General features: G+C 62.3%; 17 protein-coding genes. 9 read left to right on the top strand and 8 right to left on the bottom strand.

Annotated features, from left to right (window positions below; genetic code table 11):
- Positions 1-25 precede the first annotated feature (25 nt).
- Positions 26-799 (bottom strand): transporter substrate-binding domain-containing protein, encoded by a 774-nt coding sequence (locus AACU78_RS17270; protein ID WP_106576972.1) that lies wholly within the window; start codon positions 797-799, stop codon positions 26-28.
- A 402-nt stretch (positions 800-1,201) separates the two neighbouring features.
- Here AACU78_RS17270 and AACU78_RS17265 point away from each other — a divergent pair, with 402 nt between their 5' ends.
- From AACU78_RS17265 to AACU78_RS17245, 5 genes are all read left to right on the top strand, one after another.
- Positions 1,202-2,572 (top strand): glutamine synthetase family protein, encoded by a 1,371-nt coding sequence (locus AACU78_RS17265; RefSeq protein ID WP_106576971.1) that lies wholly within the window; start codon positions 1,202-1,204, stop codon positions 2,570-2,572.
- Between the two features lie 215 nt (positions 2,573-2,787).
- Positions 2,788-3,387 carry a class I SAM-dependent methyltransferase gene (locus AACU78_RS17260; RefSeq protein WP_106576970.1) on the top strand — a complete coding sequence of 200 codons (600 nt, stop codon included), beginning with the start codon at positions 2,788-2,790 and terminating at the stop codon, positions 3,385-3,387.
- 122 nt (positions 3,388-3,509) lie between these two features.
- Positions 3,510-4,643: a ribonuclease D gene (rnd, locus tag AACU78_RS17255; protein WP_106576969.1), complete on the top strand. Its 1,134-nt coding sequence runs from the start codon at positions 3,510-3,512 to the stop codon at positions 4,641-4,643.
- Positions 4,640-4,933, top strand: a complete 294-nt coding sequence (locus AACU78_RS17250) for a YcgL domain-containing protein (RefSeq protein ID WP_056857316.1) — start codon at positions 4,640-4,642, stop codon at positions 4,931-4,933. The genes rnd and AACU78_RS17250 overlap by 4 nt, the downstream gene beginning before the upstream one ends.
- A 106-nt stretch (positions 4,934-5,039) precedes the next feature.
- On the top strand, positions 5,040-5,972 hold the full coding sequence (locus AACU78_RS17245; RefSeq protein ID WP_106576968.1) for a D-2-hydroxyacid dehydrogenase: 933 nt from the start codon (positions 5,040-5,042) through the stop codon (positions 5,970-5,972).
- Positions 5,973-6,078: 106 nt separating this feature from the next.
- Here AACU78_RS17245 and AACU78_RS17240 read toward each other — a convergent pair whose 3' ends face one another.
- Positions 6,079-6,663, bottom strand: a complete 585-nt coding sequence (locus AACU78_RS17240) for a nitroreductase family protein (RefSeq protein WP_106576967.1) — start codon at positions 6,661-6,663, stop codon at positions 6,079-6,081.
- A gap of 153 nt (positions 6,664-6,816) precedes the next feature.
- Here AACU78_RS17240 and AACU78_RS17235 point away from each other — a divergent pair, with 153 nt between their 5' ends.
- Both AACU78_RS17235 and AACU78_RS17230 read left to right on the top strand, forming a co-directional pair.
- Entirely contained in the window at positions 6,817-7,266 is a 450-nt protein-coding gene (locus tag AACU78_RS17235) for a YcgN family cysteine cluster protein (protein ID WP_106576966.1), read from the top strand.
- 13 nt (positions 7,267-7,279) lie between these two features.
- Positions 7,280-8,500, top strand: a complete 1,221-nt coding sequence (locus tag AACU78_RS17230; RefSeq protein WP_106576965.1) for a hypothetical protein — start codon at positions 7,280-7,282, stop codon at positions 8,498-8,500.
- A gap of 144 nt (positions 8,501-8,644) precedes the next feature.
- On the opposite strand, the gene AACU78_RS17225 is transcribed toward AACU78_RS17230, so the two are convergent.
- From AACU78_RS17225 to AACU78_RS17215, 3 genes are all read right to left on the bottom strand, one after another.
- A complete protein-coding gene (locus AACU78_RS17225; protein ID WP_106576964.1) occupies positions 8,645-8,995 on the bottom strand; it encodes a YgaP family membrane protein in 351 nt (116 codons plus the stop codon).
- Positions 8,996-9,062: 67 nt separating this feature from the next.
- Positions 9,063-9,530: an RNA methyltransferase gene (locus AACU78_RS17220; protein ID WP_003189607.1), complete on the bottom strand. Its 468-nt coding sequence runs from the start codon at positions 9,528-9,530 to the stop codon at positions 9,063-9,065.
- A gap of 160 nt (positions 9,531-9,690) precedes the next feature.
- Positions 9,691-10,065, bottom strand: coding sequence for a YajD family HNH nuclease (locus tag AACU78_RS17215; protein ID WP_003210675.1), 375 nt, complete (start codon positions 10,063-10,065; stop codon positions 9,691-9,693).
- 151 nt (positions 10,066-10,216) lie between these two features.
- On the opposite strand from AACU78_RS17215, the gene AACU78_RS17210 reads away from it, so the two are divergent.
- Entirely contained in the window at positions 10,217-11,137 is a 921-nt protein-coding gene (locus AACU78_RS17210) for a ParB/Srx family N-terminal domain-containing protein (protein ID WP_106576963.1), read from the top strand.
- Positions 11,138-11,175: 38 nt separating this feature from the next.
- On the opposite strand, the gene AACU78_RS17205 is transcribed toward AACU78_RS17210, so the two are convergent.
- Positions 11,176-11,862 carry a spermidine synthase gene (locus AACU78_RS17205; protein ID WP_058411058.1) on the bottom strand — a complete coding sequence of 229 codons (687 nt, stop codon included), beginning with the start codon at positions 11,860-11,862 and terminating at the stop codon, positions 11,176-11,178.
- Between the two features lie 78 nt (positions 11,863-11,940).
- On the opposite strand from AACU78_RS17205, the gene AACU78_RS17200 reads away from it, so the two are divergent.
- Complete coding sequence (locus AACU78_RS17200) at positions 11,941-12,225, top strand: hypothetical protein (RefSeq protein ID WP_106576962.1); 285 nt, start codon at positions 11,941-11,943, stop codon at positions 12,223-12,225.
- On the opposite strand, the gene AACU78_RS17195 is transcribed toward AACU78_RS17200, so the two are convergent.
- Positions 12,222-12,695: a cyclic nucleotide-binding domain-containing protein gene (locus AACU78_RS17195; protein ID WP_106576961.1), complete on the bottom strand. Its 474-nt coding sequence runs from the start codon at positions 12,693-12,695 to the stop codon at positions 12,222-12,224. The genes AACU78_RS17200 and AACU78_RS17195 overlap by 4 nt on opposite strands.
- 70 nt (positions 12,696-12,765) lie before the next feature.
- Complete coding sequence (locus AACU78_RS17190; protein WP_106576960.1) at positions 12,766-14,820, bottom strand: S9 family peptidase; 2,055 nt, start codon at positions 14,818-14,820, stop codon at positions 12,766-12,768.
- Between the last annotated feature and the right edge of the window lie 4 nt (positions 14,821-14,824).

Genomic DNA, 14,824 nt, shown 5'->3' with positions numbered 1-14,824 from the left:
TGACCACAGCGTAGACGGCTGCGGCTCAGGGCGCCGCCAGCCATTGATTGACGATGGCGTCGTACGCGCCGGTGGCGACGCTCAAGTGCAACCACTGGTCGACATAGCTTTTCCACGCCACATCATCGCGGGGCAGCAGGAAGGCCTTTTCGCTGTACTGCATCTGCTGTTGCGGGTTGACCGCGCACAATCCCGGCTTGAGCTTTTGCTGGAAGCGCGCCTCGCTGGCGTCGGTGATCATCACGTCCGCCTTGCCCGCCAGCAACTCGTCGAAGATGGTCACGTTGTCATGCAGGCGGATCTGCGCCTGGCCCAGGTGAGTGCGGGCAAACACTTCGTTGGTGCCGCCGGCCGGCTCGATCACCCGCACCTGCGGCTGGTTGATCTGCTCGACGCTCTGGTAGCGCTGCACATCGGCGCAACGCACCAGCGGGATCTTGCCGTCCACACCCAGCGCCTGGCTGAAGAAGGCCTTTTTCTGGCGCTCCAGCGACACCGAAATCCCGCCCACCGCGATGTCACAGCGCTGGGCCAGAAAGTCCGGCATCAGGGTTTTCCAGGTGGTGGGCACCCACGTGATCGTCGCATTCAGGCTTTTGGCCAGCGATTCGGCCATGGCAATGTCGATGCCTTCATAGCGGCCATCGGCGCGCAGCGAAGTGTACGGCTTGTAATCGCCGGTGGTGCAGACGGTGAGCGTGCCGCGCTGCACCACATCATCGAGCCGCGAGGGCGCGGTATCGGCCAGGGCGGTGGTTGCCAAACTCGCCAATACACACAGGGCCAGGGGAGCTTTCATGCGGTCGAGTCCTTGGGGCATGATCGGGGCGGCCATTATTTCCAGGAGCGCGCCGAGGTAGCAAGCGGCGTGAATGTTTAGCCAAGCTGCAACCAAACTCCATCAACCCTGAATTTAACCACCCTGTGCAGGCGTGTGACGCTGCCGGGCATCTACCTCACTGTGAATCCCGCATGGAAGGTTCCCCCGACACTCATCCCGCGACATTGCCTGGCGCTTTAGTGCCCAGCTGTACCGCGGTTGTCGAGGCCCTTCCTTCCGAGCTGGCCTTCTGGGCCTTGTTCCACTGCCGACACGCACGCCCTCCGGATACCGCTCTCCTACGTTGATCTCTCCCATAGACCAGGCGCCCCTGCGCGCGTTGCCTATGTTCCTGCCTGACGCAAACGTATGAGACTTGCCATGAGTGATTTTGCCTGCCTGCAAGAAGCCCGATCTTTCCTTGAGCAGCACCCGGACATCGAGATGTTCGAGCTGTTTATCCTCGACAACAACGGCGTGCCACGCGGCAAATTGCTGCACCGCGATGAGCTGCTGGCGGTGTACGAAAGTGGCCGGCCGTTGCCCAGCACCATCCTTGGCCTGACGATTAATGGCGACGACGTGGAAAACTCCGGGCTGGTGTGGGAAGTCGGTGACATCGACTGCCGCGCCTACCCGATCAGCGGGAGCCTGCAGCGTATGCCATGGCGCCTGATTCCCACGGCCGCCGTGCAAGTGAGCATGCACCCCACCGAGGGCATGCCCGCCACCGTGGCCGACCCGCGGCATTTGCTCGCCAAGGTCATCGACGGGCTGAAAGCCGACGGTTACTACCCGGTAATGGCGGCGGAGCTGGAGTTTTACCTGCTCGACCAGAAACCCGACAGCAATGGCCGCCCACAACCGGCGCGGGATGTGGACGGCAATCGCCCGCGCTCGACCCAGGTGTATGGCCTGCGCGAGCTGGAGCAGATCGAGCCGTTTCTCGCCGACCTTTATAGCGCGTGCAAACTGCAAGGCATTCCGGCGCGCACGGCAATCTCCGAGTACGCCCCGGGCCAGGTTGAAATCACCCTGGAACATCGCGCCGATGCCTTGCAGGCCATGGACGAAGCCGTGCGCTACAAGCGCCTGGTCAAGGGCGTGGCGCATAAACACGGGATGACCGCCTGCTTCATGGCCAAGCCGTTCGACGACCTGGCGGGCACCGGCATGCACATGCACGTCAGCCTGGCGGATGCCCACGGCAATAACCTGTTCGCCAGTGAGGCCGCCGACGGCACGCCGCTGCTACGTCAGGCCGTGGGCGGCATGCTCAGCACCTTGCTCGATTCGTTGCTGATGTTCTGCCCCAACGCCAACTCTTATCGCCGCTTCCAGACCAACAGCTACGCACCGCTGGCCGCCACGTGGGGCGTGGACAACCGCACCGTGAGCCTGCGCGTGCCGGGCGGGCCGGCCAGTTCCCGGCACATTGAGCACCGCATCTGCGGCGCCGACGCCAACCCTTACCTGGCTGGCGCCGCAATCCTGGCGGGTATCCATCGCGGTATCCGTGAGCAACGCGATCCCGGCGCGCCGGTGGAAGGCAACGGCTACGCGCAGGCCAAACAATTGCTGCCCACCGACTGGCTCACCAACCTGCGTGCGCTTGAAGAGTCAAGCTGGGCGCGGGATGCGTTTGGCACTGAATTCCTCGGCGTGTACCTGGCGGTCAAACGCGCCGAGTACCAGCAGTTCATGGGCGAGGTAGGCGAGCAGGATTGGCGCTGGTATCTGCACCAGGCGTAATCCACCCTGGGAGCCGGGCTTGCCCGCGATAGCGGTGTGTCAGCCAGTGATGGTTGCCTGACCCACCGCCATCGTAGCCTCGCTAAAGCTCGACAACGCCCACAATGGATTTTGGGTGTTGGGTGGCCGTGACGGCTTCGACCTTTTTTTCACGTTGCAGTGGGTAAGCTGCGGTTCAAGGTCGTTCACTACCGTTCCACACACATGAGCCCGTGATGTCGTCACAACCACCTTCCTCTATCGAGATTGAGTTCACCGAGCGCTGTGACCGCGAGCATGCCAGGGTCTGCGGCGACACACGCCCGCCACGCCTGCGCCAGCGCGTGGCAGCGTGGCGCGATGAGCGGTTGGTGCGCCAGGCATTGAAAGTGGCTGGCGAACCTGGGCTGATCCTCGACCTGGCCTGCGGCTCTGGCCGGTTCTGGCCGGTGTTGGCAGAACACATCAACCGCGTGATTCTGGCCTCCGACAACTCCCAGGCCATGCTCGACCATGCGCGCACTCATCACCCGGCAGCACTGCTCAAACGCGTCAAAACCTTCCAGGGATCAGCGTTTTCCATCGGTTTGTCGGCCAATGCGGTGGACTGCATTTTCTGCATGGAACTGTTTCGCCATGTACCCAGCAGTGAAGGGCGCTTGGCGCTGCTGCGCGAGTTCCATCGGGTCAGCCGCGACACCGTGATCGTTTCCGTGGACGCACCTGCGCCTGTCGAGGGCGAGTTTCGCCAGGCCGGTTTCAAAATACTCAACCATCAGGAATTCCTGCCGGGCTCCAAGCTGTGGCGGGTTTACGTATTGCGTAAGAGAAGCTAACTCTCGCCCGTCGGACTATTCTTCCTCTCTTGTCGGAGTTTTCATGAAGGCGTGTGCACTGCGGATGCTCGCAAGCGTCTTTCGCGATATATACTGCGCGCCATTCTTCAAGGGAGAGCCGTGTGGCCATCGATATTCACTGGATCTGCGACAACGATAGCCTCGGCCAGCATTGCGCCGAATGGCAGCAGTTGCCATTCGTCGCCCTCGACACCGAATTCATGCGGGTCGACACCTTTTACCCCATTGCCGGGCTGATCCAGATCGGCGATGGCGTACGCGCTTACCTGATCGACCCTCTGACCATCGACAATTGGCAACCCTTGGCCGCCTTGCTGGAAAACCCGGCGGTGATCAAGGTGGTGCACGCGTGCAGCGAAGACCTGGAAGTATTGCTGCGCTTGACCGGCAGCCTGCCGGTGCCGTTGTTCGACACCCAATTGGCGGCGGCTTACCTGAACCTCGGTTTCTCCATGGGCTATTCGCGCCTGGTGCAGGCCGTGCTGGATATCGAGTTGCCCAAGGGCGAAACCCGCTCGGACTGGCTGCAGCGGCCGTTGTCCGAGACCCAGGTGAGCTACGCCGCCGAAGACGCGGTGCACTTGGCCGAGGTTTACATCCGCCTGCGTCCGCAGCTCTCAGACGACAAATACGCCTGGGTGCTGGAAGACGGCGCCGAGTTGGTGGCCAACCTGCGCCGCGAAGTCGACCCGTACGAGGTGTACCGCGACGCTAAGCTTGCGTGGAAACTGTCCCGCGCCCAGCTCGCCGTGCTGCGTGAACTGTGCGCCTGGCGCGAGCAGCAGGCCCGTGCCCGCGACCTGCCGCGCAACCGCATCATCCGCGAACACTCGTTGTGGCCCCTGGCCAAATCCCAGCCGGACAACCTCGCCGCGCTGGGCAAAATCGAAGACATGCACCCGCGCACCGTGCGTCAGGACGGCCAGTTTCTGCTGGACCTGATCAAGCGCGCCGCCAGCGTGCCCATGGACCAATGGCCACCGGCTGTTGCCGAGCCGCTGCCGGTGGATGCCGCCACGCTGATCAAGCATCTGCGGGCCTTGGGCCAGGCCGAAGCCGAACGCCTGGACATGGCGCCGGAACTGATGCTGCGCAAGAAAACCCTCGAAGCCCTGGTCAAGAGTGGCTACCCCGATGGGCCTTATAAATTGCCAGACTCGCTGCGTGGCTGGCGCCGCGAGTTGATGGGCCAGGCGCTGCTCGACAGCCTGGCCACTGCCGGAGAACAGCCTTGAAACGTATTTGCTCCATCTACCGCAGCTTGAAAAAAGACGGAATGTACCTCTACGTGCTCAAAAGCGACGCGCTGGAGCGTGTGCCGGAACCGTTGATGGCGGCCTTCGGCAAAGCCCATCTTGCGTTCGAGATGATCCTGACGCCGGAGCGCAAGCTGTCCCGCGAGGACATCACCGTGGTCCTGGAAAACCTCGACAAGCAGGGCTACCACCTGCAAATGCCACCGGCCGAGGATGAGTACATCGAGCACTTGCCCGAAGAGCTGCTGCGCCGCAACGACCCGATGTGATCGGTCAGTGCCCGAACCGGGCACCTTCTTCAATGCAAACGTATTCGTTGGCGGTGGCCGTAAGGATGCGGGCGGCCGTCTGCAGTGTTTTTGAAAGGTTTGAACCATGCGTGTTCTGATTGCTGAACAGGATTACCCGCTCTACGCCCAATTGCTGGGTGACGCCGCGCCGGACGTCGAAGTGCTGACCAGCGGCGACTCGGCCGAACTGTCGCGCCTGGCCGCCGATTGCCCGGTATGGCTTGGCCAGCCGGATCTGCTCGCCACCCTGTTGCGCCAAGGCCACCAGCCGCAATGGCTGCAATCGACCTGGGCGGGCATCACGCCGCTGCTGGCCGATGGCTTGCCACGCGACTATCGCCTGACCCGTGCGGTGGGCATTTTTGGCCAGGTCATGGCCGAATTTGTGCTCACCTACATGCTCGGCCACGAGCGCGAAGTGCTCGCGCGGCTGGTCAGCCAGGTTGAGCGCAAGTGGGACAACCGCATGGGCCAGAGCCTGGCCGGGCGCAAGGCGCTGATCGTCGGCACGGGCGATATCGGCCAGAGCGTTGCCGATTTTCTGCTGCCGTTTGGCGTCAAGCTGTACGGCATCGCCAGCACCGCGCGTGAGCAGGCGCCGTTTATCGAAGTGGCCGGGCTGGATCAACTGGGCCGCCTGGTGGGCGAGGTGGACTACGTGATCAACCTGCTGCCCAACACGCCCAACACGCATGATTTGTACGATGCGGCGTTGTTCAAGCAATTCAAACCGACCGGCTTGTTCATCAACGTTGGCCGTGGCGTGGCCGTGGTCGATGCTGACCTGGTCGAGGCGCTGAAAGAAGGGCACCTGGCCGGTGCGGTGATCGACGTGTGCCGCCAGGAACCGCTGCCGCAGCGCCATCCGTTCTGGACTGCGTGGGGGCTGCTGCTGACCGGGCACAGCTCGGCACCAACCTCGCCGGGGATGATGGTGGAGTTGTTTGTGCACAATCTACGGGCGTATCAAGCCAAGCAAGCGTTACGCGGAGAAGTGAGCTTCGAACGCGGTTATTAAGGTGCGAGCGGGCTTGCCCGCGACAGCAGCGTGTCAGTCAAGGATGCCGTGACTGACCGTGCGCTATCGCGGGCAAGCCCGCTTCCCCAGGGGATATCAGCAAGGCTTACAGGCTGAAATCGCCTTCGGACACCAGCTCGCTCAACGGCTTGCGTGGGCTTGGCGCTTCACGGCCCTGCAAGTACTCGGGCAGGCTCGACTTGTCGCCCAGCTTGCCCACGGCCACCGCCGCGTGCAGCGCATAGCCTTGGGGAATCTTCAGTTCTTTGCGGGTCAGTTCCTGATCGAAACCGGCCATGCCGTGGGTGTGCCAGCCGCTCAGGCTGGCTTGCAGCGCCAGGTGACCCCAGGCCGAACCGGTATCAAAGGTGTGCCACAGCGCCGGGGTTTCTTCGCTGGCGCCGGGGGCGGTGAAGTCGGTTTTTGACGCGATGATCACCAAGGCCGACGCATGCTGCGCCCAGGCACGGTTGAATTCATTCAGCAGGCCCAGGTAGCGTTCCCAATCCGGCGTGTCACGGCGCGCGTAGAGAAAACGCCAAGGTTGCGAGTTATAGGCCGATGGGGCCCAGCGTGCGGCCTCGAAAAAGCTCAGCAGGGTGTCTGTCGGGATGCTCTCGCCGGTAAAGGCGCGAGGCGACCAGCGTTCGGTAAATTGGGTGTGGATCGGGTAGTCGGCAACGCGTGTCATGGGCAGTTCCTGAGGTGCGATTCGGCGTTCAAAGCTACTGCGCGCCCACTGGGCTGACAAGTGTTGTTACACCGCCAGTCGTAAGCGCTTGGCCCCGGGGGCCTTGGGCACTAGACTGGCGGCCTTTTCACCGACCGATATTGATGTAGAGCCATGGCCGCTAAAGTCGAACCTTTCTGGATACGAAAAACCCTTGAACACCTCGACCAGGAGGAGTGGGAGTCGTTGTGCGACGGCTGTGGCCTGTGCTGCCTGCAAAAGCTTGAGGACGAGGAGGACAACAGCGTTTATTACACGCGCATTGCCTGCAAACTGCTCGACCTGAACACCTGCCAGTGCACCGATTACCCCAACCGCCGCGCCTCGGTGCCCGACTGCATCCAGCTCACGCCGGGCCAGGCCGACCAGTTCAAGTGGCTGCCGCCAACCTGCGGCTACCGCCTGGTCAGCGAGCGCAAGGACCTGCCGCTGTGGCACCACCTGGTCTGCGGCGACCGCGATGCCGTGCACCACGAACGCATTTCCCAGTCCGGTCGCATGCTCGCCGAAGGCAGCGTGCCCGAAGACGACTGGGAGGATTACCTGATCTTCCGCGCAGGCTGAAAAAGGAGTGTGTATGACGGTGGCAACCAAGCTGGCGGCCTCTTGTGTGTTGCTGGCGCTGAGCCTGCCCGCGTGGTGCGCGAAGAAAGTCGACCTCGACTACCACGTCAAACTGCTGCCCCAGAGTGATCAAGCCGAGGTGCGTGTGAGCCTGTCCCAAGGCTCGGCGGTGCGCAGCCTGAATTTCGACCTGGGCCGCGACGGTGATTACAGCGACTTCAAGGCCGATGGCCAGTGGAAGGTCACCGGCACCCATGGCTTGTGGCAACCCAGCGCCGACAAGGCCAGCCTGAGCTACCGGGTACGCCTGACCCACGCGCGCAAACCTGGCGTGTATGAAGCGCGGATGACGCCCAGTTGGGCGTTGTTCCGAGGCGAAGACCTGGTGCCGGCTGCGCGGCTCGACCAGCAGGACGGCGTCGAGTTGGTCTCGCGCCTGGTGTTCGAGTTGCCGGCAGGCTGGAAAAGCGTCGAAACCGCCTGGCCGCGCATCGGCAAGCACAAATTCCGCATCGACAACGTTTCCCGCCTGTTCGACCGCCCTACCGGCTGGATGCTCGCCGGCACCCTCGGCAGCCGCCGCGTGCGCCTGGGCGAAACCGAGGTCACCGTGGCCTCGCCCAAAGGCCAGGCCATGCGCCGCATGGACGTGCTTACGCTGCTGACCTTCGTCTGGCCTCAAGTGGAGGCCGCGTTCCCGCGCCACCCGGCCAAGCTGCTGGTGGTGGGCGCCAGCGACCCGATGCGCCGTGGCGTGTTTGCGTCGCGTGACTCGATCTACCTCAACAGCCGCACGCCGCTGGTCAGCGAGAACGGCAGCAGCGCGTTGATCCGTGAGGTGGTGCAGGCGATCGGGCGCTTCAATGATCACGACACCAGTGACTGGATCAGCGAAGGGCTTGGCGAGTACTACGCCATCGAGCTGCTGCGCCGCGCGGGCGGCATCACCGATGAGCGGTATGCCGCGATTCAGGCGCGCTTGAGCAAAGAGGGCAAGGACGTGACCACATTGCGTGGCGACCACGTCAACGGCGCGACCGTCGCGAGGGCGGTGGTGGTGTTGCAGGAGCTGGACCGCGAGATTCGCGTGAAAACCCACAACAAGCGCTCGCTGGACGACCTTGCGCAGGCGGTGATGCGCGCGAACAGCATAACGACGGCGGAGTTTGTGCAGTTGGCCGACAGTGTGATCGGCGAGTCGTCGGTGGTGCTGGATAGCAAATTATTGCGCTGAGCTTAGGGCATACACAAAGCAAAAATGCGGGAGCGGGCTTGCCCGCGATTACGGTGGATCAGTCAGCACACCTGTCGACTGATACACCGCCTTCGCGGGCAAGCCCGCTCCCACATTTAGCTCTCCAATAGGTGGAGAGGCGCATCAGCCAGTGGTTTTGGTGGCTTTTTCAGCGGCGACTTCGGCCTTGGTCTTCAGGTTTTTCAGCTCTTCGCCCGCGCGCTCGATTTTGGTACGCACGCTGTTTATTTCCTGGCGGCCCTGTTCCAGCTTGTCTTTGAGCGAGCTGCGCCCGGTGACGCCGCGCACCAGCGCCACGCCACCAATGGCCACCTGGATGAGCCCGAAGATCCCGCCACGGCGCAGGCCTTTGCCAACCATCATCACGCCACCGGCCACCGAGCCAATGCGCTCCCAGCCGTGCACATTTTGAGGCGGTTGGGTTTCAAACGGCGTGTGTTCGATGATAGGTCGCAGGATTTTGCTGTCGCTCATGATCTGTCTCCAACAAGGCAAGTGATATGTAGCTGACTGCCTGCAGGCGCCGGATGTTCCCAAAAAATCAGTACTTGGGGCCCGAGCGGGTGTTGTTGCCCTTGGCCAGGCGATCGTAGAGCACCACGTTGACCGTGGCGGCGAGGTTCATGCAGCCGGTGGTCGGGATGTACACCACGTCTTCACACCAGTCGCGAATCTCTTTGTCCAGCGAGCCGTCTTCGGGGCCGAAGATGTACAACGCGCGATCAGGGTGGGTGTATTCGGGCAGCGGGCGGGCGCCTTCGACCAGCTCCACGGCGACCGGGATGCAACCCAGCGGCAGGATTTTTTTCAGGTCGTCGATGCCGATCAGCGGAATGTCGTGATGGACCTTCTTGGTGTCGGTGATGAAATCCCGGGCGCGCTCGTAACGCACGCCGGTGTAGAACACCGAGGCCACGCCGTAGCAGCCGGCGGCACGCATCACCGAACCGACGTTTTCGGGGGATTTGGGGTTATACAGACCGATGCAGCTGTAGCGTTTATTGCCCACGGGGAAGGGTGCCTTGGAGAAAAACGGCGATTATACGGCTTGGGCTGTTGGGTTGCTTGGGCGATCGCTATCGCGGGCAAGCCCGGCTCCCACAGGGGAATGCGTTCCAAATGTGGGAGCGGGCTTGCCCGCGAAGAGGCCATGACAGGCAGCGACGATTTCAGTCGTCTTTCTTCATCAACCCAGCCAACGCCGCAAACGGGTTGTGCGTGGCCTTGGCAATCGTCGGGCTGCTGGTGGAGCCTTCGCCGAAGTACTGCTGGTCGGTGTAGCGTGAGTGTTCGTTGTCGTGGCAATACAGGCACAGCAACTCCCAGTTGGAACCGTCCTGGGGGTTGTCATCATGGTTGTGGTTGCGATGGTGCACGGTCAGTTCGCTCAAGCGCTTGCCGGCAAATTCACGCGCGCAGCGGCCACACACGTGCGGGTACATCTTCAAGGCTTTGTCGCGATAGCCCATTTCCCGGTCGCGCTGGGCATCGGCGAGGATGCGGTCCAGCTTGGCGGTGTGGGAGGGCGGGTTGGTCGAGCTCATCATGGCTCCTGGCTATTTGGGGGTTCACGGATAAGGTTGATTCTAGCCGCTTGCGGGGTAAATGACTGCTGGCTTTTTCAGCTGCGGTACAGCCTGCCGGCGGCAATCGTTTGTAGTATCGGCTCACTTCATTCTCAAGGATCTGAAACCAATGCGTTTATACACATGGACCGCAGCACTGCTACTCAGCGTCCTGGCGGCCCAAGCCCAGGCATTCTCCACGCCCAAGCCTGGCCAGATCATCGAGGTGGCCCTTGAACAATTGCACCCGACCCAGGCCGTCGTGGGCTTTGACCAGATTTACTACAGCCTGGGCCTGTTTGCCGACACGCCGGCCAAGGTCTTCGACGAATACTGCGAAACCAACGGCCAGGGCGCGGCCGACAAAGTGCCCAAAAAGGCCGACCTGCACCAACCCGCCAGCTTCAGGTGCAAAGACCCGGTGGGCACGCATCCCGATGACATGAAAACCGTCGTGGTCGGCCCTGGTGGCCAGTTGTACCTGACCGACGGTCACCACAGCTTCACTACCTTGTGGGAAGTCCCCGGCGGCGGCCCGCAGCTGCACATGTGGGTCAAGGTGACCGATGATTTCAGCAACAGCCCGGACATGGCCACCTTCTGGCAGCGTATGGAAGCAGCGCGCAAGGTCTGGCTCAAAGGCGATCACGGCCAGCCGCTGTCACCGCAGCAATTGCCGGCGCACCTGGGCTTCAAGAACCTGCAGGACGACACCTTTCGCAGCCTGGTGTATTTCACCCGCAAGGCCGCCTACGGCAAGCCGGACGATGGCGCCGTCGCGCCGGAATTCCTGGAGTTTTACTGGGGCAATTGGCTGCGCACGCAGATCGACCTGGGTGCTTTCAACCTGAACAAGAAAGGCGGTTACAAGGACGCGATTGAAGCCGTCGCCCAGCGCATGGTCAGCCTGGCGCCCGGTTCACAGGTGGGGGACAGCGGTTTCACCGCCCACCAGTTGGGCGGCATGGCCCAGTTGGATCAGGCTGAGCTGAAGAAGACCGTCGAGAAAAAAGTGCCGTATGTGATCGATTACCGCAAATCCCGAAGCTGACTCAGGACAAAAGATGTGTGGTGTTTTGGGGATGTTGCTCAGCCCTTGAGCTTTTCGGCGATCCAGATGGTGTGCCGGGTGCCCTTGTTGCCGTGGGCGAACACCTGCACTTCCTCGGCCTTGAACCCGGCCTTGCGCAGTTTGTCGCTGAACAACTTATCGGCACTGGCCGACCACACGGCCAGTACGCCCTTGGGGCGCAGGGCTTTGGCGCAGGCCGCCAGGCCACCGGCCGAGTAGAGCCAGCTGTTGGCCTTTTGCGTAAGGCCTTCGGGGCCGTTGTCGACATCCAGCATGATCGCGTCAAAGCCTTGAGGCTCGGCTTGCAGCACCTTGGCCACGTCTTCCATGCGGATCACGGTGCGTGGGTCGAGCAGCGGGCGGCCGGACTTTTCACCCAGGGGCCCACGGTTCCATTCCACGACGCCGGGCACCAATTCGGCGACCACCACTTCGGCCGTCTTGCCCAGATGTTTGAGCGCTGAGGCCAGGGTAAAGCCCATGCCCAGCCCGCCGATCAACACCCGCGAACCCGGGCGCCCGGCGACTTTGCGGCAGGGAATTTCCGCCAGTGCGTCTTCGGAGCCGTGCATGCGCGTGTTCATCAGTTGGCCGCCGTCACCGCCCTGGATCTTGATGACAAAATCCTCGCCGTATTCGAACAGGCACAAGGCACCGCCGTTATCGGGGATTGGAGTGGTGTCGAGCAGAACGAAACGTTTCATTGAAATCTCATTGGGAAGGGCATTCTTGCGCGGTTGGGAGTAGCCTTACGTCATTCCGGTCAGGCCATGGAGCCATCGATGAAGTGCAGCATTCTAACGGTCATTGTGCTTGGCGCGCTCACATTGGGTGCGGCCCAGGCTCAGGAGGTGCAAACCGTTCCGGTCGCACCCGCGCCAACGCCCGGTGCGCCGGGTACACCGACACCGACGTTGTACCCGCAAGTCACCCCGCCTGTGGCGCCCAAAGCCACCGCCAACGGTTCACCCGCGCTGGTGCCGATTGTGTTGCCAACGCCGCCCAAGGACCAGAGCGTGCCTGGCCTGCTGCAAAATGACAGCAAGCCGAAGACGCCCGGCGGTTAAAACGGTTGCGAGAGCAATTGCCCGTCGGCCATGCGCAGGCGTTTGGACAAGGCGATCGCAATCGCGCGGATGATCTTGGCCGCGACCCTGGGCGCTTCGTTGAGCATTTTTTCCAGCGAGTCCTTGCCTAGGTTCAGCAGCACGCAGTCACTTGCCGCCAGGCAACTGGCAGAGCGCCGCTCGCCATCGAGTACCGCCATTTCGCCAAACGCCCGCCCACTGCGCAGGGTGGCGATCGTCAGGCGCTGGCCTGCATGGTTGGTTTTCTGCACGGCCACCTGGCCGCTGTGGATGATGCACATGAACGTGCCGGCATCGCCCTCGACGAAGATCACTTCGCCCTGGGCAATGCTGCTGATGTTGAAGTAGCCGGCGGCGACGTGAAAATCTTCCGGCAGCAAAGGGTCGAACAGGCCGCAGTCCATGAGCATGTCGCGGATTTCATTGTTCAATAAAGTTGGTTGAGCCATAGCTGCAATCTTGGTCCATCAATCAAGTAGGCGGTCTGTGTGTTCAGACAGGACCGCCGCCCTAAGTTCCTTAAATCAACCCCAGCGCCTTGAACAAAAATACATATTCGAGCGCTACATCACGTAATCCCTGATAACGCCCGCTCATGCCACCATGGCCGGCGCCCAGTTCAGTCTTGAGCAACAGCAGGTTGTCGTCCGTCTTGGTGTCGCGCAGCTTGGCCACCCACTTGGCCGCTTCCCAGTACTGCACGCGGCTGTCGTTGTAGCCGGCGATCACCAGCAGGGCCGGGTACGCCTGGGCGCTGACGTTCTCGTACGGCGCGTAGGCCTTGATGCGTTCGTACACCTCTGGCTCTTCCGGGTTGCCCCACTCGTCGTATTCGGTGATGGTCAGCGGCAGCTCCGGGTCGAGCATGGTGTTGAGCACATCCACGAACGGCACTTCGGCAATCGCCGACTGGAACAGCTCCGGGCGTTGATTGAGTACCGCGCCGATCAACAGGCCGCCGGCACTGCCGCCGCTGATGGCCAGTTGTTTGGAAGTGGTCAGGCCCTCGGCGATCAGGTGCTCGGCGCAGGCGATAAAGTCGCTGAAGGTGTTCTGTTTGTGTGCCTGCTTGCCGTTGCGGTACCAGGCTTCACCCAATTCGCCGCCGCCGCGTACGTGCGCAATGGCAAACGCCACGCCACGGTCGAGCAGGCTCAGGCGTGCGTGCGAGAACCAGGGGTCGAGGCTGTGGCCGTAGGCGCCGTAGCCGTAGAGGTACAGCGGCACCGGTTTGCCCAGCTGGTCGCGTTTGACCACCAGGCTGATCGGCACCTGGGTGCCATCGGCAGACGTGGCCCACAGGCGTTGGCTGACGTAGTCGTCGGCGTTGAACATGCCGAGTACCGGCGTTTCCTTGAGCACGGCTTGCGCGCCGGTCGCCAATTCCAGCTGGCGCACCTGGGCCGGACGGTTCAGCGCTTCATAGCGCAGACGGATCTTGTCGCTCGGGAATTCCAGGCTGTTTTGTACATAAAGGCTATAAGCGGCGTCGGGCAATTCGACGCGATAGGCCGGCACGTCCTCAGGGTGCACTTCAATCACTGGCAGGCCGCCGATGCGCAGGCTCAAGGTCATCGCGCTGGCATTGAGGCTCACGCCGTCGAGCATCACTTCGTCGCTGTGCGGGATCAGGTTTTGCCATTGATCTTCGGTGGGCACGCTGCCGGTGTCGGCGGCGACGAACAGCGCGTAGTTGATGCCATCGCGGTTGCTGCGGATAAACCAGGTCCACTCGCCATTGCGCTGGCCGTGGTCGACATCGTATTCGTGGTCTTCGACCCGTGGCGCCAGGCAAGTGAAGTCGAGGTGCGGCTGGTTGGCGTCCAGCGCCCAGATTTCACTGGTGGTCTTGCTGCCGAGCGCCAGCAGCAACTGGCGCTCGGAACTGGAGCGGTAGCAGTGCAGGAAGAAACGTCCGTCAGGCTCGTGGAACACTTCCTGCGCTGCCGTGCCATCCAGGCGGTAGCGATACAGTTTGTGTGGGCGATGGGTGTCGTCCAGTTCGCCGAAGAACAGGGTCAGGCTGTCATTGGCCCAGGTCATGCTGCCGTCGCAGTCCTGAAACTCCAGTTCGCTGACTTTGCCGTTAGCCAGTTCCTTCACGTACAGGGTGTAGATCTCTTCACCGCTGGTGTCCAGGCTGTAGGCCAGGCGCTGGTGGTCGGGGCTGATGCTGAATGCGCCCAGCGAGAAAAAGCCGCCGTTGGCGAGTACGTTGGGGTCGAGCAGCAGTTCTTCGCTGCTGTCGTCCACTGTGTTGCTGTCATCTGCCGGGCGGCGGCAGCGGTAATGGCGGGCGTATTCGTCACCGGCGGTGGTGCGCGTGTAGTACAGGTACGGACCCCACGGCGAGGGCAGGGACAGGTCGGTTTCGAGAATGCGGCCCTTGATCTCGTCGAACAGGGTTTCGCGCAGTGCCTGCTGATCGGCGAGTTGCGCTTCCTGCCAGGCGTTTTCGGCTTTGAGGTAATCGAGGACTTCAGCCGTGTCACGCTCTTGCAGCCAGGCGTACGGGTCCTGCCCTTCGGCCTTGCGGGCAATCGGGGCGGCAGTGATGTGGGTCGATGAAGGCATGGAT

The organism is Pseudomonas sp. R9.37 (genome assembly GCF_963878885.1).
GTDB lineage: Bacteria > Pseudomonadota > Gammaproteobacteria > Pseudomonadales > Pseudomonadaceae > Aquipseudomonas.
This window is presented reverse-complemented; position numbering and strand designations above follow the sequence as displayed.